Annotated in this window: 20 protein-coding genes; 11 read left to right on the top strand and 9 right to left on the bottom strand. The window is 64.0% G+C overall.

Annotated elements, in window-relative coordinates:
- The first annotated feature begins 123 nt into the window (after window positions 1–123).
- Both AC1ROX_RS27205 and AC1ROX_RS27210 read left to right on the top strand, forming a co-directional pair.
- Entirely contained in the window at window positions 124–1,107 is a 984-nt protein-coding gene (locus AC1ROX_RS27205; RefSeq protein WP_493131206.1) for a Bug family tripartite tricarboxylate transporter substrate binding protein, read from the top strand.
- 38 nt (window positions 1,108–1,145) lie between these two features.
- Window positions 1,146–2,105 carry an alpha/beta hydrolase gene (locus tag AC1ROX_RS27210; protein ID WP_493131208.1) on the top strand — a complete coding sequence of 320 codons (960 nt, stop codon included), beginning with the start codon at window positions 1,146–1,148 and terminating at the stop codon, window positions 2,103–2,105.
- A gap of 101 nt (window positions 2,106–2,206) precedes the next feature.
- Here the strand turns inward: AC1ROX_RS27210 and AC1ROX_RS27215 are convergent, their stop codons facing one another.
- Window positions 2,207–3,985 (bottom strand): adenylate/guanylate cyclase domain-containing protein, encoded by a 1,779-nt coding sequence (locus AC1ROX_RS27215; RefSeq protein ID WP_493131210.1) that lies wholly within the window; start codon window positions 3,983–3,985, stop codon window positions 2,207–2,209.
- Window positions 3,986–4,141: 156 nt separating this feature from the next.
- On the opposite strand from AC1ROX_RS27215, the gene AC1ROX_RS27220 reads away from it, so the two are divergent.
- The 3 genes from AC1ROX_RS27220 to AC1ROX_RS27230 all read left to right on the top strand — a co-directional run bounded on the left by AC1ROX_RS27220 (window position 4,142) and on the right by AC1ROX_RS27230 (window position 7,493).
- Window positions 4,142–5,329, top strand: a complete 1,188-nt coding sequence (locus AC1ROX_RS27220) for a toll/interleukin-1 receptor domain-containing protein (protein WP_493131212.1) — start codon at window positions 4,142–4,144, stop codon at window positions 5,327–5,329.
- Window positions 5,326–6,141, top strand: a complete 816-nt coding sequence (locus AC1ROX_RS27225; RefSeq protein WP_493131214.1) for a hypothetical protein — start codon at window positions 5,326–5,328, stop codon at window positions 6,139–6,141. Before AC1ROX_RS27220 ends, AC1ROX_RS27225 begins: the two co-directional genes overlap by 4 nt.
- A 209-nt stretch (window positions 6,142–6,350) precedes the next feature.
- A complete protein-coding gene (locus tag AC1ROX_RS27230) occupies window positions 6,351–7,493 on the top strand; it encodes a nucleoside triphosphate pyrophosphohydrolase family protein (RefSeq protein WP_493131216.1) in 1,143 nt (380 codons plus the stop codon).
- Between the two features lie 710 nt (window positions 7,494–8,203).
- Here the strand turns inward: AC1ROX_RS27230 and AC1ROX_RS27235 are convergent.
- From AC1ROX_RS27235 to AC1ROX_RS27245, 3 genes are all read right to left on the bottom strand, one after another.
- Window positions 8,204–8,815: an Nmad2 family putative nucleotide modification protein gene (locus tag AC1ROX_RS27235; RefSeq protein ID WP_493131420.1), complete on the bottom strand. Its 612-nt coding sequence runs from the start codon at window positions 8,813–8,815 to the stop codon at window positions 8,204–8,206.
- A gap of 2 nt (window positions 8,816–8,817) precedes the next feature.
- A complete protein-coding gene (locus AC1ROX_RS27240; RefSeq protein WP_493131218.1) occupies window positions 8,818–9,297 on the bottom strand; it encodes a TIR domain-containing protein in 480 nt (159 codons plus the stop codon).
- A gap of 156 nt (window positions 9,298–9,453) precedes the next feature.
- Window positions 9,454–10,011, bottom strand: coding sequence for a hypothetical protein (locus tag AC1ROX_RS27245; protein WP_493131220.1), 558 nt, complete (start codon window positions 10,009–10,011; stop codon window positions 9,454–9,456).
- Window positions 10,012–10,393: 382 nt separating this feature from the next.
- Here AC1ROX_RS27245 and AC1ROX_RS27250 point away from each other — a divergent pair, with 382 nt between their 5' ends.
- Complete coding sequence (locus tag AC1ROX_RS27250; RefSeq protein WP_493131222.1) at window positions 10,394–11,260, top strand: amidohydrolase family protein; 867 nt, start codon at window positions 10,394–10,396, stop codon at window positions 11,258–11,260.
- Here AC1ROX_RS27250 and AC1ROX_RS27255 read toward each other — a convergent pair.
- A complete protein-coding gene (locus AC1ROX_RS27255) occupies window positions 11,248–12,084 on the bottom strand; it encodes a class II glutamine amidotransferase (protein WP_493131224.1) in 837 nt (278 codons plus the stop codon). The genes AC1ROX_RS27250 and AC1ROX_RS27255 overlap by 13 nt on opposite strands.
- 138 nt (window positions 12,085–12,222) lie before the next feature.
- Here AC1ROX_RS27255 and AC1ROX_RS27260 point away from each other — a divergent pair, with 138 nt between their 5' ends.
- Complete coding sequence (locus AC1ROX_RS27260) at window positions 12,223–13,026, top strand: maleate cis-trans isomerase family protein (RefSeq protein ID WP_493131226.1); 804 nt, start codon at window positions 12,223–12,225, stop codon at window positions 13,024–13,026.
- 107 nt (window positions 13,027–13,133) lie between these two features.
- Here AC1ROX_RS27260 and AC1ROX_RS27265 read toward each other — a convergent pair whose 3' ends face one another.
- Both AC1ROX_RS27265 and AC1ROX_RS27270 read right to left on the bottom strand, forming a co-directional pair.
- A complete protein-coding gene (locus tag AC1ROX_RS27265) occupies window positions 13,134–14,108 on the bottom strand; it encodes a tripartite tricarboxylate transporter substrate binding protein (protein WP_493131229.1) in 975 nt (324 codons plus the stop codon).
- A gap of 110 nt (window positions 14,109–14,218) precedes the next feature.
- On the bottom strand, window positions 14,219–15,250 hold the full coding sequence (locus tag AC1ROX_RS27270) for a Tim44 domain-containing protein (protein ID WP_493131231.1): 1,032 nt from the start codon (window positions 15,248–15,250) through the stop codon (window positions 14,219–14,221).
- Between the two features lie 137 nt (window positions 15,251–15,387).
- Between AC1ROX_RS27270 and AC1ROX_RS27275 the strand changes: the two genes are divergently transcribed.
- Window positions 15,388–15,864, top strand: coding sequence for a hypothetical protein (locus AC1ROX_RS27275; RefSeq protein ID WP_493131233.1), 477 nt, complete (start codon window positions 15,388–15,390; stop codon window positions 15,862–15,864).
- On the opposite strand, the gene AC1ROX_RS27280 is transcribed toward AC1ROX_RS27275, so the two are convergent.
- Window positions 15,754–16,377 carry a hypothetical protein gene (locus AC1ROX_RS27280; protein ID WP_493131235.1) on the bottom strand — a complete coding sequence of 208 codons (624 nt, stop codon included), beginning with the start codon at window positions 16,375–16,377 and terminating at the stop codon, window positions 15,754–15,756. The genes AC1ROX_RS27275 and AC1ROX_RS27280 overlap by 111 nt on opposite strands.
- Window positions 16,378–16,401: 24 nt before the next feature.
- Window positions 16,402–17,037 carry a PAQR family membrane homeostasis protein TrhA gene (gene trhA / locus AC1ROX_RS27285; protein ID WP_493131237.1) on the bottom strand — a complete coding sequence of 212 codons (636 nt, stop codon included), beginning with the start codon at window positions 17,035–17,037 and terminating at the stop codon, window positions 16,402–16,404.
- Between the two features lie 84 nt (window positions 17,038–17,121).
- Here trhA and AC1ROX_RS27290 point away from each other — a divergent pair, with 84 nt between their 5' ends.
- The 3 genes from AC1ROX_RS27290 to AC1ROX_RS27300 all read left to right on the top strand — a co-directional run bounded on the left by AC1ROX_RS27290 (window position 17,122) and on the right by AC1ROX_RS27300 (window position 19,458).
- Window positions 17,122–17,556 carry a DUF5991 domain-containing protein gene (locus AC1ROX_RS27290; protein WP_493131239.1) on the top strand — a complete coding sequence of 145 codons (435 nt, stop codon included), beginning with the start codon at window positions 17,122–17,124 and terminating at the stop codon, window positions 17,554–17,556.
- A gap of 72 nt (window positions 17,557–17,628) precedes the next feature.
- Complete coding sequence (locus AC1ROX_RS27295; RefSeq protein ID WP_493131241.1) at window positions 17,629–18,042, top strand: RidA family protein; 414 nt, start codon at window positions 17,629–17,631, stop codon at window positions 18,040–18,042.
- 72 nt (window positions 18,043–18,114) lie between these two features.
- Complete coding sequence (locus AC1ROX_RS27300) at window positions 18,115–19,458, top strand: sensor histidine kinase (RefSeq protein ID WP_493131244.1); 1,344 nt, start codon at window positions 18,115–18,117, stop codon at window positions 19,456–19,458.
- Window positions 19,459–19,540 lie beyond the last annotated feature (82 nt).

The following is a 19,540-nucleotide window of genomic DNA, read 5'->3' on the forward strand; positions in this document are numbered from 1 at the left end:
CCACTCCAGTGGCGCGTCTTCTCTTCTTGAACGCGCCACTGGAGTGGCGCGCCCCCAGCAAACCACCCTCTTGTCCCCTCCCGCGCTGCCGCGCAGACTTGCGGCAACGAACGGGAGGAAACGATGCGCATCACCCGCCGCGGCGCGGCCTTGGGGCTCGCCGTCTTGCCGGCCTTCGGCGCGCTCGCCCAGACCCAGGCCCAGGCCGCGTTCCCGAGCAAGCCGCTCACCCTGATCATCCCCTTCCCCGCCGGCGGCCCGGCCGACACGTTCGGGCGACCGCTGGCCAGGGGCATGGGCGAGCGCCTCGGCCAGGCCGTCGTCGTCGACAACAAGAGCGGCGCGGCGGGCGTCACCGGCATCGACTTCGTGGCCAAGGCGGCGACCGACCCGCATGTTCTGGGCCTGCTGAGCGCCAGTGCCGGCGCCATCATGCAGAGCCTGATGCCCAGGATGCCCTACGATCCGGCCAAGGACATCGCGCCGATAACCCTGGTCGTGCGCGTGCAGGAGGTGCTGGTGGTCAGCACCAAACTGGGCATCGACGACTTCAAGGGCTTCGTGGCCTACGCCAAGGCCAATCCCGGCAAGCTGACCTACGGCTCGGCCGGCACCGGCGGCATCACCCATCTCGCCACCGAACTGCTGAAGCGCGAGGCCGGCATCGACCTTTTACACGTGCCCTATCGAGGGGCAGCGCCCGCGACCAACGACCTGATCGCCGGCACGGTGAACTGCGCGCTCTTGGACGTGCCGGTGCTGCTGCCGCACATAAGGTCCGGCGCGGTGAAGGCGCTGGCCGTCAGCTCCGACACACGCGCCAAGCTGCTGCCCGACGTGCCGACCATGGCCGAGCTCGGTCTGCCCAGGGTCAACTCCGACAACTGGTACGCGCTGGTGGCACCGGGCGAAGCGCCGCTCAGCGCGCGGCAGAAGATCCACGAAGCGGCGGTCGCGACCATCCGCTCGAAGGAAGTAGCCGATGCCTATGAAGCGGTCGGCGGCGTCGCGGTCGGCGACACGTCCGCCGAGCTGGCGGCCTACATGCGCGCCGAAGTGACCAAATGGGCCGAGGTCATCAAGGCCGCGAATGTGAAACTCGAATAGCCTATACCGACCGCCTTCTCTCTCCCGAGGACCACGACATGCTCGACGCCGAAGCCCGCACCCTGCTCGACCTGATGGAGGAGGCCACCAAGGCCGGCCGGCCCAAGCTCGAGACGCTGCCGCATGCGGTCGGCCGCGCGGCGGTCGACAAGCTGTCGGAGGACGGCGAGGCCGATCCGCCGCAGGTCGGCGACACGGTCGACGGCGTCTTCGCCGGGCCGGGCGGGCAGATCAAATACCGCCGCTATCTGCCGCTGGGCGTGACGCTCGCCACGACGAAGGGGGCCCTGCCCACGCTCATCTACTATCACGGCGGCGGCTTCGTGATCGGCACCATCGAGACGCACGATTCGACCTGCCGCCGCATCGCCAACAGGAGCCGCTGCCAGGTGATCTCGATCGACTATCGCCTGTCGCCCGAGCATCCCTTCCCCGCGCCGATCGACGACGGCATCGCGACCTTCCGTCATATCCGCGACCATGCCGATACGTTCGGCGCCGACCCGGCGCGCCTCGCGGTCGGCGGCGATTCGGCGGGCGGCGCGGTGGCCGCCGTCGTGTGCCAGGCGCTGCGCGACGCCAAGGAGCCGGGCCCCGCCTTCCAGATGCTGATCTATCCGGCGACCGATTCCAGCAAGGAGAGCGGCTCGCGCAAGTCGTTCGCCGAGGGATACTTCCTCACCAAGGGCCTGATGGACTGGTTCTGGAAGGCCTATGTGCCGGCCGGCACCGACCTCGCCGACCTGCGCCTGTCGCCGCTTCTCGCGAAGGACTTCACCGGACTGCCGCCCGCCTTCGTCCTCACCGCCGGCTACGACCCGCTGCGCGACGAGGGCCGCGCCTATGCCGACCGGCTGATCGACGCCGGCGTGAAGACGACCTACGTCAACTATCCCGGCACCATCCACGGCTTCTTCTCGCTGACGCGCTTCCTGAAGCAGGGCCTCAAGGCGAACGACGAGGCGGCCGCGGTGATGGGCGCGTTCTTCGGGACGTGAGCGCTCCATTGAAAGAGTCATCGCTGGGGGCGCGCGACTCCAGTCGCGCGTCTTCGTTTGTTGCGAGAGATGATCGCGCCACTGGAGTGGCGCGCCCCCAGCTACATGAGTCTGACGAAGCCCACGGGGCGATCGAAGCCTTTGAGGGCGACCTCTTCCTCGCGCTTCGTGACGTCGGCGATCACGCCCTGGACCGCGGGATCGTCGGCCACCGCACGAGACAGCACGATATCGCCGCCCGCGCTCTGGCCCTGCAGCCGCGCGGCCATGTTCACCGTGGAGCCGAAATAGTCGAGCCGGTCGTTCAAGGTCACCACCACGCTCGGGCCCATGTGCACGCCGAGCTTCAAGGTCAATTCCTGGTCGGCGATGCGCGCCTGCATGGCGAGCGCCGCGCGCACCGCGTCGGCGGGATCGCCGAACGAGGCCATCACCGCGTCGCCGATCGTCTTCACCACCGCGCCGTCATGGTCGCGCACGATGGCGGCCAGCAGCGCGAAATGCTCGCGCACGACGTTGTAGGCGGCGCCGTCGCCCATCCGTTCGTAGAGCGCGGTCGAGCCGCGCAGGTCGGAGAAGAGCAGCGCCACCTGGCTCACCCCCGCCTCGTCGCCCGGCCGCAGGGTGGCGGCGGCGAAGAGATCGCGGAAGGCCTGCAGCGAGATCACCTCCGGCGCGGTCAGCGCCTCGCGCGTCCAGGTGCGGTCCTCGATCAGCGCCGCCAGCTCGAAGCCCGCCTCGTTCACGAACTCGATCGTCCCGGCCTCGCCTGACGCAGGCATCGCCTCGACGCCGGTCGCGGTGATGCGCAGGCCGGGGAACGGCGCCCCCGGTCCGGCATGCTCGACATCGACGAACGAACCGGGATGGAGCGTGCGCAGGCGCCAGGCGCCGGCCGGCAGCTCGACCGCCACGCGCCGCCGCTCGCCGGACGCTAGCAGAAGCTGGACCGCGACATGCGGCGTCGCCATCGGGCCGCTCAAACAGAACCCGCCCTCCATCAGCGGCCGCACCGAGGGCGCCGGCGCAAAGGTGAGTTCGACGTTCTTCTCGAAGTCGCGGTCGTAATCGATGTTGCAGGAGGGGCAGTGCGCGCCGCGCGGCAGCTCCGACAAAGCCGAGGCCGAGAGCTTCGGCCCGCGGCAGTTGGTGCAGAGCAGGTCCCAGCTCATGGTCAGAAGGCCGGCGCGCACGCCCGCGAGGCAGGCTTCGATGGCGGCGCGCGGCGCCACGCGAAGCTGGCGCGCCAGCCGCTTGGGCTTCATGTGGGCGAGGTCGCCGGCCATGCCACCCGCCACCGTACCGGCCAGCGGCCGGCCGAGCCCGTTGCCGTAGGGGCTGCGGTCGATCTCGGCGGCGGCCGCCAGCGCCCGCTCGCGCCCGCCCGGCGGCAGCTCGGGCGGCGGCAGCTCGAACGGCGTCTCGCGCTCGCCGCGCAGATGCGCCACCGCCTCGACGATGCGCTTGCCCACCGCGGCGCCCGCCTGCTCGGCCAGGCGCCTGCCGAACAGCCGGCCGGTGAGCGTGAGCGGCTCCCATTCGAGCGCGTAGCTCACCACCGAGCCGCCCTTGCCGTCGGAGGCGAGATCGAACACCGGCCCGAAGCGGCGGAACGGCCCCTTGGAGAAGACCCGCGACACGTTGAAATGCCGGCCCAGCACCCACTCGTAGGGCTTCTCCTCCCATTCGAGCGTGAACCCCGCCGCCTTGCCCCGGCCGCGGCGCAGCACCGTGCCGTTGGGCTGCGGCGTCTCCTCCAGCGCATAGGCCGGCAACCCCATCGCCTCGTTGAACCGGGCCGTGTCGGCCAGCACCGGCCACAGCACGGCGGGCGGCAGGTCGAAGCTCCAGGTCCAGGTGCGGCGCGAGAGGGGCGGCATGGGGGTGGTACTGTAGCACGCGGGCGGATGGACAGGCGTGGGGGATCGCGGGTGGGTGAGGTCAAGGCTGCAACCAAATTGACGGATCCGAAAGCTATGTCCACTGTGTCTATTACGGTGCCGCCAAATGGCGCTTCAAGCATGTCTAGGGCTCCAATGACGGCATCCAGTCGCCCATTCTTAGCGCTCTATGTGGTATGGCATCCGAAATTTGCCGAAGGCAAGATCGCGGCAAAGAAGCTCTACGACCACTACAGACGAGAGCTATACGAAAATGTTGCCGGTGGAACTGGGCTTAGCGTTCAATATCGCTCAGCTCCAGGTCCGACATCAGCCGCCCCTCTGGAGATCGACTTTGGCGAAAGCGAAACCACAGCCGTGGTACTGCTTTTCGATGAGAACTTTGCCGCAGACGCCGACTATGTTTCCTGGGCCACTCGCCTCCTAGCAAGCGCCGACACTGCAGCCCTTGGCGCGCGAGTACTGCCAGTCGCCTTTGATGGGGCGCTTACTCGCGTAGGACTTATAGAGCAGGCGGTCCGATGGGATAAATGGACCGACATGTCATCAGAAAGTAGATATCAGCGACTAACGACCGATCTAACTTATCAATTCTGCCGAATGCTCCGGTTGTACTTAGAGAAGCTGAAGCGTCCACTCGAGGATGACGAGGCTCTTATGCAGTACCTTAAGAAGGTTCAGATATTTCTAAGTCATTCGAAGCGTGACGCTGATGGCGAGCGGATTGCCAAGCTAGTAAGAGGGGCACTTCTAGAAGAGAATGGACTAGCTACTTTCTTCGACGTTTATGACATCCCTACCGGCGTACGATTTGACACCGTTATTTTGAGTATGGTGCGAGTTAGCGCGGTTGTAGCGATACACACTGACAGCTTCTCTTCTCGCGAGTGGTGCCGGCGAGAAATTATCGAAGCCAAACGCGCGAATGTCCCACTAGTTGTTGCGAACTGTATTGCCGACACCGACGAGCGCGGATTTCCGTATATGGGAAACGTTCCCGTCGTGCGGATGGATCCCGGCTCGGTCAACCGCATAGATCGGGTAGTTGGCAGATTGCTAGATGAGGTCCTTAAGGATTTCCTCTGGCGCTGCAGAGTAGCGCTGATTGGCCTCGCCTCAAGTGGTGATACTATTTTTCTTCCGAGACCACCCGAGCTAATATCACTTTCGGCAATAAACCCAACCGCCGATGCTACGACTACTCTTGTCTATCCAGACCCGCCGCTGGGAGCTGAAGAGCAACGGCTCTTTGAAACCATCGCACCCAATGCAAGACTTAAAAGTCTAACTGAGTGGGTGGCAGAACAGACGGCCAAACCATGACTTACCAAGAACCACTGAGCAACAAGGCAGTCGCGATCTCCATATCTGAAAGTTCCGATATGGCCAGTCTTGGGCTCGCAGAAGAGCATCTGCGTGACGCAATGGCGGAGATAGCTCGCCATTTACTCGCGATGGGCGCTCAGTTGATCTATGGGGGCGACCTTCGTGCGCACGGGTTTACCGACTTATTGTTCGAACTCGTTACCCGACATCGGCGGGACGCTGACATCGGCGACCCACGAACTGGCGTCGTAAGCTATCTGGCTTGGCCCAACTACGCTGGACAATCTCTAAAAGAAGTAAAATCCCTGTCAGACGAACTCGCAGGTATTGCCGAGTTTCGCTTCCTAGACAAACAGGGCCGCGAGACATCACTTGAATCCATAAGCGAGCAGCGTCAATCAGGCATAACAAACGATGAATGGGCCACGGCACTCACCTCTATGAGAAGGAGGATAACCGATGCAAGCAACGCCCGGATAATCTTAGGTGGCCGTGTGAAGGGATATAAGGGCCGGATGCCGGGAGTAGCGGAAGAAGCGTTGCAAAGCCTCGTCGACAAGAGACCGCTTTTTCTAATGGCGGGATTTGGTGGCTGTGCTCGCGATATTGCGAATGACATCGGATTCGACACGAAGCCTAGCGCTGCTTACGTAGAGTGGTCCGATCGGAAAGCATTCAAGTCCTTTGGGACTGCTGCGCTAAACAACGGCCTGAATCACAGCGAAAATGCTTCACTTGTTCGGACTCCGCACATCGATGAGGCGATTGGACTAATACTTCGAGGATTGCTTCGGTTGACCGCTAGATAGCTGGTATTCTGCCTCCAAGAGCATGTAGCCCCTTCAAACATAAGTTGCATCAGGGTCGCAACCCGAAAATTGATCGCAAGTAGATAAACTTTAACATTTAGACACGCCACAATTGCACGCGCCCAGATGACATTGTAGCATTGCGGATGCAAATCCCGCGGGAGCCCGCAGTGCCGCGAAACAGGCTACGACTTGATCAGTACCAAGACTTGGCGATCACCGCCGATCAAACGCCTAATGAACCGCTAGCTTTCCATCTCTTGGGCCTTTTTGGCGAGGCAGGCAGTCTCCTAAGCGTTGCGAAAAAAAAGCAACGCGATAGCAGATCATATATTGGCTACACGCCTCACGTAGTTGAAGAATTGGGCGATGTCCTTTGGTATTTTGCAGTCGTCGCAAAACGAGGCAACATTCGACTATCTGAAATCGCCCGTAATCTTAACAGCGATCATTCCACTTGGTCTAACAGTGGCAGCGCCGCTCTCGGGTTCGAGGTATTGCAAGGCGACTCGTCAAGAACGTCACCCCGGCTAAAACCTACCCGTGCCTTCGAAAAAACACTGCTTCACTTAGCCGGCGACGTCGGAGCCGTCCTTGCAGAACACAAAAACGGGCACCTCTCAAACAATCGAGACGCACTGAAGGGCGCTCTCATCAGAGTAATGCGCAGCCTAGTTACGGCAGCGAATGAGTCTGGCGTAACATTAGAACAAGCTGCTCAATCCAACCTCATCAAGATATTTGACCGATGGCCTCTTAGAAGGGCCTATCCTGATTCTTTCGATACGCTGCGCAAAATCCCCTTGCATGAGCGACTACCTCAGAAGCTGACGATAGATATCATCGAACGCAACATTGACGGCCGCCGCTTTGTCTTTCAGCAGTACCGCGGAGTAAATATTGGAGATCGTCTTACAGATAACGCTGCCGAGAGAGACGACTACAGATTCCACGACGTTTTTCACTATGCCAACTGCGCGGTCTTAACTTGGTCTCCCGTCGTAAGATCGCTCCTGCATCTCAAAAGAAAAAGCAAATCGCAGATTGACGAGGTAGAGGATGGCGCCCGAGCAAATCTCACAGAGGAAGGGATCTCCGCTTGGATATTCAAACAAGCTCAGGAGTTGAGTTTCTTTGCCGGAGTTAAGCGCGGCCAATTGTCATTCGACATTCTCAAGACGATACGCCAATTCGTTAAGGGATATGAACCTTACAATTGCCCCTTGTGGCTATGGGAGGACGCGATACTCCAAGGCTACAGCGCGTTTCGCTTCCTAAAGCAGCATCGCCGAGGAAGAGTGCATATCGATATGACGAAGAGAAGGTTAATTGTGGAGAACTTGCCGAAGTGACGCCACGCACATTTGTTGCAGCATTGGCAAGCATGAGCCTGCCATCTGTCTTCAATCCATATGCAGACCTCTGCGCAACATATGATTTGTTAGAGGCTCCTAGAATTCGAAAAGAGAACTTGCAGGTATTGCTCGAAGCAGTACTTGCAAGCGAAGCTCGATCTATTTGGGTAGGGCGAGACTTGGGGCACCGCGGGGGAAGACGGACCGGCATCCCTCTGACGGATGAATTTCAGATGCCAACAGCTGCTCGCTTGTTTGGAAATGTGAAATTCGATCGAGCAACTCAGGGCCCCCCAATGAAGGAGCAAACGGCATCTGTGATTTGGGGGGCGTTAGCCAACGCTCGTTCACTTCCTATGCTCTGGAACGTATTTCCGTTCCACCCTCACGAGGAAGGAACATCCCTGTCAAATCGTGCCCATACTAGACAAGAAAGAGACACAACGTTCGCGATCCTGGAAAGCCTTGTACAAATGACTTGCCCCACTCGGTTGGTCGCAATAGGTCGCGACGCACAACTCGCGCTTGAGCACATTGGCGTTCCAGTAATCCCCCTCCGTCATCCAAGCTATGGCGGGAAAAGGGATTTCCTTAGGGGTGTTTATGAATTGGATGGAATTAACCGCGGCAATCCTGCGCCAGACCTATTTGACAAAAAATAGGTTCTCGAAGCTGGCAAACTCATGCTCCTAGTTTGCCCAAAGCAATTATGGTGTCCTACGCCAGTCAAGAGGCTCTGCCATAAACCCATTGCCCCCCAGGCTTCGCACCCATTCGAGAAATTTGTCGAGCATCTCCTCTGGAAAGTTCGATCGATGGGCTCTCTTGGCACAAATATCGTATCCACCCCAGTTGCGGAATTTCTCGGGGATTTTGGGCCCCGACCCTCCCCAGTAAACGAACTCTTGGGCAACCAACACTCTATTTGTCTGGGTATCATTTTGGATGTTTGACGGATTGGGGCGACCGTCGGGGAAACTATGGTGAGAGTCCAACTGCTTCCACGGCCTACCTTCTGTGGACCGCGAGTAGATGTTGTCTCCAAATGCCTGCTTTTTGCTGCCTCGCAAGTTTGGCTTCTTCGCCTCAAATCGCCGGTCGGCCCAATACTCTTCAAATGTTGGCGTTTCTTTGACAATCATTGAGAAGACAAGATAGCCAGCACGATTTCGAGCGGCTGTGCCCGTGCCTATCACCCAGTTGCCCGGCTCTGCCAGACGTCTGATCTGCGGCTTGCAGGTTGCTAGCGTGCAGTATCCAAAAAACGGGTTAGGTGCGAACCCGAAATCGCGAGCGACTACGTATGAATACAAGCGCATTTTCAAGCCGCGCAGCTATAGCGCTTAATCGGGCGGGAAACGCGCATCGTTCCGTTTGGATTGTTCCACTGGTTGTATTCACCATTGATTGCTTCAATGATTTTATCGCTGTTCCAGCCGACAACAGCATCCGCATATTTATCCAGCGCCGATGGAATATCACATTCATTCTCGCCATGCGCCCACACGCCGACAATCCGTTTGCCTAACTTAGCAGCGTACTCAATCTCCCAGTTCACCCAATGACTGTCTTTGGTCTTGGGTGTAACGTACACAACAAACGTCCCCGCCCAATTTATCTGCGGCGCCAAGATTTGGGATTTTATATAATCAGGTGACTTAGCTGCATTCTCTTTGCCAGCGTGTATCGATGCGTCGCGAATCCCGACGCCTTTCGAAGAAAGCAGAGACTTAAATTTCTGCAAGCCAGCATCGTCTTCATGTACATGACTTATGAAGACATTTTTCGTCTGTTCAGCCATTGGCTGTTCCCCGGTATTCCCACCCACAAACCACCTACAGGATATCCTATCAGGATAACTGCAACTAATCTAGGAGTTGTACCCGGGGATGCTACCTCTAGTACTATTGTCGCGAATACTAGAACGATCCGGTAGATAGCCGGCTTCCACGGCTCTCTAAGGCAACGTCACCTTCACCAGCTTCCCGCCCCGCACGTCCACCCGCTTCATCATCGAGCCGCCCTCGGCGCGGTCGCCTGGCCCGTCCCACTTCACCGCCGTCGTGACGTACCAGACGCCGTCGGGGACGCGCGGGAAGGAGAAGCTGCCGGAGGCGTCGCAGGTGGTGCGGCGCAGGGTCGAGACGTAGAGCGGGTCGTCGCGGTCGAACTTCACCGGGCCGAGGCTGGAGGCGCGCATGCCCTTCATCTCGTTGCCGAAGATCGCCCGCATGCGGGCGCGGGCATAGGCGCTGTCGGGCACGAGGTTGGCGCCCTGGCCGGCGCAGGTGTGGGTGGTGCCGCCCGCATTCATGCTGGCCGTGCCGCTCACCGTGTTGGCGCCGCTCTTCTTCGACCATTCGACCTCGGCGGCCGGGATCGGCGCCTGCAGCGCGCTGGGCGGCGGCGGCGCGAAGGCCTGGTCGAACTGGGCGCAGCCGGCGGCGGCCAAGGCAGCGGCAAGGGTGGCCGCCAGACCGAGTGTCGGGACGATGGGCTTTGTGATAGACTTCATGGGAGGGGCTGTCTCCGGATCGTTGGGCGGCCGTAACGCGAAAAGGGTAGACGACAACGCGACTTGGCGGCCTGTGTTCCTTTCGTGGTTCGGCTGGCGGGGCTCGCTCCGACCCGGCGCCCCGGCGGTCTCGTCGGGCGGCATAAACGAAATAATCGAAATAAACGAAATAACTGAAACGGAGGGACCCTCCCCTGCGCCGGACCCGATTTTAGGCGAGTCAAGGCTTGTCAAATGCGGAGTTGCGCTACTCCCCCTCATCCTGAGGAGACGCGCCGCTTCACGGCGCTCCTCAGGATGAGGTCGGTGCTTCACCGCTGAGGAGGTCGGCGTGGGCAGGACCACTTGATTCGATCCTGTCCGGAAAGACAGAGTGGTCCTCATGACCCAGGAACGCTTCCCCCTCCCCGCCGGCAGCGCCGACTGCCACGTCCATGTCTACGGTCCCTACGACCGCTTCCCCGCCGTCTCTGGCGGCAAGTTCTCGCCGCTGCAGGCGACGCCGGTCGAGGCGCTGCTGGCGCTGTGGGACCGGATGGGCATCGCGCGTGGCGTGATCGTCCATGCGCTGGCGGCCGGCGGCGACAACGAGGTGACGCTCGACGCGCTGAAGCGCCACCCCGACCGGCTGCGCGGCGTGGCGCTGCTGAAGCCCGAAGTGAGCGAGCGCCGGCTCGACGAGCTGAGCGAGGCGGGCTTCAAGGGCGTGCGCATCAACCTGCTGCGCCAGGACGGCAAGCCGGTCTCCTCGGGCGGCATGAGCCTCGAGGACCTGACGGCGCTGGCGCCGCGCCTGCACGCGCGCGGCTGGCACGTCCAGCTCTGGGTCGAGACCGGCGACCTCGCGGCGCTGGCGCCGACGCTGGAGAAGATGCCGTTCGACTTCGTGATCGACCATATGGGGCGCACCATGGCCGACAAGGGCGTCGACACTCCGGGCTTCCGCGATTTCTGCGAGAAGCTCAAGACCGGCCGCTACTGGTGCAAGCTCTCGGGCGCCGACCGCAACACGCGCCAGGGCGCCGGGCCGGGCGCCGCCTATGACGATACGGCGCCGTTCATGGAGGCGCTGGTCGCCGCCAATCCCGACCGGCTGGTCTGGGGCAGCGACTGGCCGCATGTCGGCCACGACGCAAAGGCGATCCCGCAGGAGCAGGATCTGTTGCGCACCTTCTTCAGGTGCGTGCCGGACGAGGCGGTGCGGAAGAAGATCCTCGTCGACAATCCGAAGACTCTCTACGGCTTCTGAACCTCGCCGGCGGCCAGCACAACGATCTCGCCCTCGTCGAGAGGCCGCCAGGAGCTGGCGGTGACGGGGATGCTGGCGAGCAGCGACATCTCCTGCCCCGCATCGACGGGCGGGAGCGCGACGCCGGCATGCGAGGAGTCCGCGTGCTCTCCCGTGCCGGACGTCGCGGCGCCCCCTTTTTGCGCGCCTTCGGCACGACGCCGATGGCGGAACCACAGGCCGGGGCCGACCGTGCCGTCGGCCTGGCGGCGGCGATGGCCGTGGCCGAACACGAACTCGCCGTCGCTGTAGAGGAAGTTGAAGGTGCCGAGCGGCCGCATCTCGGCGGCGAATTCGGTGATGGTTTCGAGCCGGAGCCCGAGCGGCGGGACGCCGCGATGCCACAGCGGCGCCAGGCGCTCCAGCAGGAGGCAGAAGGCGCTTTCCGAATCGGTCTGGCCGACGGGATGAAAGCGATGCGCCAGGTTCGCGGCGCGGTCGACGACTCCGTCGAGGTCGCCATTGTGCGCGAAGAGATGCGTGCGCCCGCCCAGCTCGCGCACGAAGGGCTGGGTGTTGGACAGGCTGTTGCCGCCCTGCGTGGCGCGGCGGATGTGCGAGACCAGCAGGCGCGTCGGCAGCGTGTGGCGCTCGATGAAGGCGAGCCACGGGCTGTCGTGCGCGGGCTCCGGCTCCTTGTAGAGCCGCACCTCGCGGCCTTCATGGAACGCGACGCCCCAGCCGTCGACATTGCCCGTCGTCGCCGCGCCGTGCGCCGCGAAGCGCCGCAACGAGAAGCTCGCACGCGTGGGCTTGCGGGCGGAGAGGCAGAAGAGTTCGCACATGAGGGTAAAGGTCCTTCGCTGCGCTCAGGATGACAAGGTTGTCGGGGTTGACGCAATGCGCCAATACAAACACCCCATTGTCATCCCGAGCGCAGCGAGGGACCTTTGCTCAGACTCGCAACTCGAAAGGCATCACACGTGACTCACCACGACAACTGGGGCTGGCGCGCCCGCATCGGGCTGTTCATCGTCGGCAGCGAGGCGGTGCCGGAAGCCGAGTGGTGGGCGATGGCGCCGCCGGGCGTGTCGGTGCATGCGGCACGGGTGACGGCGCCGACGCCATGGGCGAAGTGGCGCGAGGGCAAGAGCGGCGTCGATCTCGCCGACGATCTCGCGCGCGGCGCGAAGCAGTTCTCGACCATGAAGCTGCAGGCCGTCGTCTTCGCCCACACGTCGAGCAGCGTCGTGGGCGGCAAGGGCTGGGACGAGGCGACCGTCGACGCGCTCTCTTCCATCGTGCGAAGCGGCATCGCGGGCGACGAGGCGAAGGTCACGACCAACGGGCTCGACACCCTGGCGGCCCTTCGGCACTCGGGCGTGAAGCGGCCGTTCCTCGTCGTGCCGCCCTGGTTTCCCGACGACACGGTGGGCGCGGCGTTGCGGTACTACGGAGATCATGGAATCACGCCCGTGGGACATCTGCGCCTCGATCCCGGCCGCAAATGGCGGGACGTACCGCCGCAGGATCTCTATCCGCAAGGCATGGGCTTCGAGCAGGAGATCGAGCCGCTCTACGCGCAGATCCGCAAGGCCTGTCCGCCCGAGGCCGACGGCGTGCTGATCGGCGGCACCGGGTTCCGCTGCGTCGGCATCATCGAAACACTCGAAACGGACCTCGGCCGTCCGGTGATCAGCGCCAACCAGGCGAGCCTGTGGCACTGCCTGCGCATGACGGGCATCCGCACGCCGATCGAGGGGTATGGTGCGTTGCTTCGCTCCTGACGTCTTTGCTGGGGGCGCGCCACTCCAGTGGCGCGTTCATGACAACAAGACGCGCCACTTAAGCGCGGGGGTTACCCCGCGCGCAGTGGCGCGCCCCCAGCAACAGTTCAAGTCGCCAGCAGGTTCAGCTTCTTCAGCAGCTCCCGCTCCTGCTCCATCGTCCTGGCCATCTCGTCCTTATAGGCAGGACCGTCGAGCAGCAGCAGCGGCTGGTCCATGTTGTCCAGGAACTCGAGGTGCTTGGGCTCGCCGGCGGCCTCGCGGAAGGCGTCGGCGAGGATCTTCACGACGGCGGGGTCCATGCCCTTCGGACCAATGAGACCGCCGGGACTGTCGACCGCGATCTCGAGGCCGAGTTCGCGCACGGTCGGCACCTCGGGGAAGCGCTTGGCGCGGTTCGCCGTGAACACCGCGAGCAGGCGCAGCTTGCCGGACATCACCAAAGGCGCCCAGCCCGAGGATTCCGACGCAAAGTCGATCTCGCCGCCCATCAGCGCGCGCAGGGTGTCGGAGGTGCCGCGATAGGGCGCGTGCGTCCAGGTGAGGCCCTGCTTCAGGCCGAGGCTCTCCATCGCGAGATGCTGCGTCGAGCCGGCGCCCAGGGTGCCCCAGTTCAGCTTGCCGGGATTGGCCTTCGCATAGGCCAGCAGCTCGGGCAGCGTCTTCCACGGCGAGTCGGGGCGCACGACGATGCCCATGACGAAGCCGGTGATCTGCAGGATGTAGGTGAGGTCCTTGATCGGATCGTACTTGAGCGACGCATTCACCATCGGCTGGCGCAGCACGCTCATGTGCATCTGGCTGATCGTGTAGCCGTCGGGCCTGGCGTCCTGCAGCGCCAGCGCGCCCAGCACGCCGGCGGCGCCGCCCTTGTTGTCGACGATGATGGGCTGGCCCAGCTTCTTCGACGCCGACTCCGCGAGGATCCGGAAGCCGGCATCGGCCGGACCGCCCGCGGCCCAGGGGATGATCAGCCGGATGGGACGATCGGGGAACTTCGCTTGCGCGCGCGACGGCGCGGCGGCGGCGAGCGGCAACAGCGCGGCGCCCGCGAGGGCAGCCCTTCGTGTCAGGCGAGTCATCCGTGTTTCCTTCCCTTCCCCAATGACAGGCTACCTGAGCAAGGACCGGGCCGCACAAACGAAATCGGCCGGCATGAGGCCGGCCGATCCGTATTTTCTGAAAGAGAAGATCAGGTCTGCTGGATCGCCGAGAGGATCCAGTTGCCGCCGCGGCTGCGCAGGAAGGTCCAGACTTCCGTCGCCTCGGTGCGGACCTCGGCATTGCCCTCGACGATGCGGCCGTCGGCCGTGCTGCGCATGAGGTCGGTCATGCTGAAGCGCATGGCCACCGTCGCGTACTCCATCGAGCCTTCGCGCCAGGCCTCGGACAGGTCGCCCTGCTCCAGCTTGACCGCGTCGATCTTGTTCTCGACGCCGCGGCTCGCATTGGCCGACAGCTCTTCCGAGAAGTAGCCCAGCATCTCGGGCGTCACCAGGCTGCGCAGCTTGGCGAGGTCGCCGGCACTATAGGCCGCCTGCACGTTGGTCAGCAGCGCCTCGAAGGCGTTGTAGTCGGCTTCGACGATCTCGAGCGGCTGCGTGGCAGCACTCGACGCAGCACCGGCAGCGCCGCCGCCGAACATGCCACCCATCATCGACTGTGTGCCCGGGTTCGAGTTCGTGCGGGCCATCGAGTCGGGGAGAGCCTGCCGAGGCGAGAGCGGATTGTTGCCGCCGGGCGCATTGCCGGCGCCGGCGAAGGCCGCCGCAGGCGCACCGTTGCGCGACTTCCACCAGCGAACAGCGAAGTAGATGATGCCGCCGACCAGCGCGATCTGGAGCAGGAAGCCCAGCATGCCGGCCATGCTGCCGAGACCGGCGCCGAAGCCACCGCCGAAGAGCATGCCGAACAGGCCGGCGCCCAGCATGCCGCCCATCAGGCCCGTCAGGAACGGGTTGCGCTGCATGAAGCCGGGCTTGGCCGCGCCCGCCGCCGCGCCGGCCGGATTGGCCGACGGCGACTGCTGCTGCGGCGTGGTGCTGCGCTCGACCGGCTTGGAGGTCGGGGCGGTCTGGGTCGGGGCCGGCGCCTGGCCGGACTTGCTGCCGCGGCTGCCCGAGCCGCCACCACCGCCCGCCCGCGCGTCGGCGGGCGACGGAGCCAGCGACGGCACCGCGATGATCAGAGCCGCGAGGATCGCGAGCCAACGAAACTTGGTCATGTGGACATCCCTGTTGAACCGGGCCTGTTAAAGCTTATTTGGCCCGGCCCGTTTTGCACACACTATGTTAGTGCGCCGGGCCTGTAATTCAAGGGCGCAACCGGGCCGCCGGAGGCGCCGTTTGAAGGTTCATGCACATGCGGATTCTCGCTTTTGTCGTTGCGCTGTGGCCCGGAATTGCCGCGGCCGAGGGCTGCCTCGACCAAGTGCGGGAGCTGGCCAGGAGCCAGAACATCTCCACCGACCCGCCGACCGCCTCGCCCGACAAGGCGCCGGGCGCGCCGGGCCAGCGGACGGGACCGGGCGTGACCTCGCGCGATCTCGGCCGCTCCGGCGGCGTGATCGAGCCGCCGGCGACGTCGGACCGCTCGGTGATCACGCCGCTCAACACCAGCGACAACCGCATGCCGACCATGCCGGACGTCACGCCGAAGCCGTCGGCGCCAAATACACCGGGCGCCCAGGAACAGGCGAAGAAGGACGATGCGGCCGACCGGACCGCGCTACAGGCCGTATTGGTCGCGGCGCGCGCCGAAGCCGAGCGCGGGCAGGAAGCAAACTGCCTCGACGGGCTCAAAAAGGCCCGGGAGCTCCTCAAGCGCGCGGAAAAGTGAGGCGATCCAGCTCACGTCTTCCAAGTCGACCGGCCCGTATGTGAAGAACAAGCCGGCGCAGGCGATCAACACGGTCGCGGCGATGGCCGCCCGTCTTGCGGTCGGTGCGGGCCGCACCGTCGCGACACGATAGAGAGTCCTCCCGTCACGCAGTTCGACCCGTTGCGCCACACGCCGGCGACGGCGGCGTTCTGGCTCGCGCGGCAGCGGGACTTGGCGTACGGACACTGCATCGGGCGAAGCACGCTTCAGCCAGTCATCCGCCTCTTCCCTTGGCGCAGCAGCAAGCGCGATCAGCGGATCCGTTTCAGCGTCGCTCTTCAAGGCGAAGGCCAGGCGCACCATCGTGAAGAGCAGCCATGCCAGCGCGAGCGGCACCGCTATCCTGAAGACGATGTGTGTGTCCTCCGTCGTCCAGGCCCACACGCTCATCGCGCCGCCAGCGACCGCCATGACGATTCCCGCGCCGAAGACGGCGACGGCGGTGAGCTTGAACAGACGCTGCGACGACATGGGCATCCATAAACTGGCGGTGCTTCAGGGCGTCAATAAGGAAAGGATCGCGACATAGTGGATGGAAGCCGCCAGCAGCACCGACGCATGCCATAGCGCCTGCTGGTACGGCAGGCGGCTCGACAGATGGAAGATCGTGCCCAGCGAATAGACCACGCCGCCTGCGAGAAGCAGCATCAGGCTTTCCCGCTCCACCGATGCCATCAGCTCGTCGACCGCGAACACACCGATCCAGCCCATCAGGAGATAGAGCACCACCGACAGCGATTCGATGCGGCGCGGCTGCAGCAGCTTCGCGGCGATACCGACGCAAGCCGCCGTCCACATCACCAACGTGAGTCCGCTCGACCACGGCTCGCGCAGCTTCAGCAGCGTGAGCGGCGTGTAGGTCCCGGCGATCATGACGAAGATCGCGGCATGATCGAATCGCCGCAGCCAGTCGCGCCGCGGGCTGGCGAGACGGAGATTGTAGGCCGCCGAACAGCCCAGCATCGCCAGCAGCCCGAAGACGTACACGAGAATCGGCCCGAACTGTCCAGGCTTCGATGAGCCGGCGGCGACAATTAGAATCGCAACAGCGCCCACGACACCGAGCACGAGGCCGAGCGCGTGGACGGCCGCGTCGGCGCGCAGATAACGATCGAACTTGAGATACGGCATGCAGATACGATGCGGTCACACGCCGTCTCCCGCAACCCGTTCGGGCCTTCGACGTTACGGCCCGTGCATCCAGGGAGAACGTCCATGAAGCCCGCATCGCTCTTCGGCCTCGCGCTGGGTCTCGGACTTGCGGCAGGCTCCGGCGCCCTCGCCGTGCAGCCCTGGGACGGCACCTATGTCTACGAGCAGGCGCTGGGACCGGGCGCCGGCGGCACGCAGAATTTCGTGAAGCATACGCTGACGATCAGCGGCCCGGACGGCTGCCGCCTCGTGGCGCAGGGCTTCCAGACCGACGAGACGATCCGCTGCAAGGCGATGCCCGACGGCGACCGCCTGCTCGTTTCCTTCGTGAGCTACGGCGACGGCAAGATCGAGAACAAGTACGGCACGAAGCTCTACAGCGTCGACCAGCCGCTGTTCGCGATCGCGAAGGCACCGAACGGCCTCGTCACGACCTGGCAGGGCTATGCCAAGGCCGCCGGCGACGGCGCGACCGGCGCCGCCTTCAAGAAGCAGTAGCCGTCTTGCTCGCTTCGTCAGCGACGCGCGGGCTAGAATGACTCCAACGGAAATCCGGAGGAGACACGCGACATGTCCGACATCGCCTACACGCCGATCCTGCCCGAAGGCTGGCCGCGCCCGCGCGGCTTCTCGCATGCCGTCGTCGCCACGGGCACGAAGAGCGTTCGCATCGCCGGACAGATCGGGCGCGAGCCTGCCCAGGCGCACATTCCCGCCGACGCCGATGCCGGGACGCAATGGCGCATCGCGCTCTCCAACCTCGTGACTGTGCTGAAGGCGGCGGGCGGCGAGCCGCAGCATCTCGTGGCGCTGCGCGCCTACGTGACCGACATCGCGGAGTTCAATGCCGCCGGCGCGGCCGTTGGCGCCGCCTGGGGCGCCACGCTCGGCCGGCACTTCCCGGCGATGACCCTGGTGCAGGTCTCGGCCCTGATCGATCCCCATGCCAAGGTAGAGATCGAGGGTGAGGCGATCCTGCCCTAGGGTCCTTCGTCCGACACCGAACGAACGCCGGCTTGTGCGACGGCGGAAAAGCGGGCATCGGCTGTTCGATCCATGCCGATTTCCAGTCGCTTCGTCGTCACCTCCACGATCCTCCTGCTGGGCGTCGGCCTGCTGACGCTCGTCGGTATCGTCGGGTCGACCATCTGGCTGGGCGAGCGGGCGCGGGTCTATTTCGCCCTCGTCACCGAGGCACGCATCATGCGCACGGCCGCGGTCGAGCTACGCAGCGCGCTGCAGACCGCCGAGTCCAGCCAGCGCGGCTTCCTGGTGAGCGGCAACGAGATCTATCTCGCGCCCTATGACAGCGCCAAGGTCCAGGCCAAGCGTCACGTCGAAACGCTGAAGCAGGCGCTCGCCACCGACGCGGAGGCCGAGCCGATGATGCGACGGCTGGCGTCCGTCGTGGCCGAGAAGATCAAGGAGATGGACGATACGGTCGCGCTGAAGTCGAGCCTGCGCGATGCCGAGGCGCTGGCGCTGCTGCGCACCAATCGCGGCAAGGCGCTGATGGACGAGGCCAACGTCTTCCTCTCGGGCATCGTGCGGACCGCCGAGAGCCGGCTGGCGGAGGGCATCGCCGAGCAGCAGGAAAACGCCGCCCTGCTGCGCTGGGTCTCGATCACCGGCGGCCTCGTCATCATCCTGGTGGTCGCCGGAGTCACCTTCATGGTGCTGCGCTACGCACGCGAGATCGCGCAGGCCCGCGACGAGGTCCGCCGGCTCGCCTCCAGTCTCGAGGATCGCGTGGCGCGCCGCACGAAGGACCTGGCCCTCGCTCGCGACCGCGCCGAGGTCCTGCTGGCCGAGGTCAACCATCGCGTCGCCAACAGCCTGACGCTCGTCGCCTCGCTGGTGAAGCTGCAGGCCAACGCGCTGACCGACCAGGCGGCACGCGCCGCGCTCGACGAGACGCAGGCCCGCATCCTCGCCATCTCGCTGGTCCACAAGCGTCTCTACAGCTCGGGCGACGTTCGCTTCGTGGAGCTCAGCGAGTATTTGGCGAGCCTGGTCGAGCATCTGGAAACATCGATGCGGGCCGAGGGTCATGGCGGTATCTCGCTGCGCCACGAGCTGGAGCCGCTGCAGCTGCGCACCGATGCCAGCGTGAACCTGGGCGTGATCGTCGCGGAATGGGTCACCAACGCCTTCAAGTACGCCTATCCGGACGGTACCGGCGAGGTTCGTATCCGCCTCAGCCGGCTGCCTGACGGGCGAGGCGAACTGATCGTCGAGGATAGCGGCATCGGACGCCAGGAAGGCGGACCAGCCAAGGGAACCGGACTCGGCACGCGCGTGGTGAAGGGCATCGCCCAGAACATGCACGCGGAGGTGCGATACCTGACGCGACAGCCGGGAATGGCCGCTCAACTGATCTTTCCGCTTTCCCCGGACTGACCTACAGTTCCTGAGTCTGGGGGAACAATAGCGACAACATGATCTCGGGGCGAAACCTGCCTGCGATGCTTGTGGCGTGTCT

The organism is Reyranella sp. GW821-FHT14A01 (assembly GCF_058803965.1).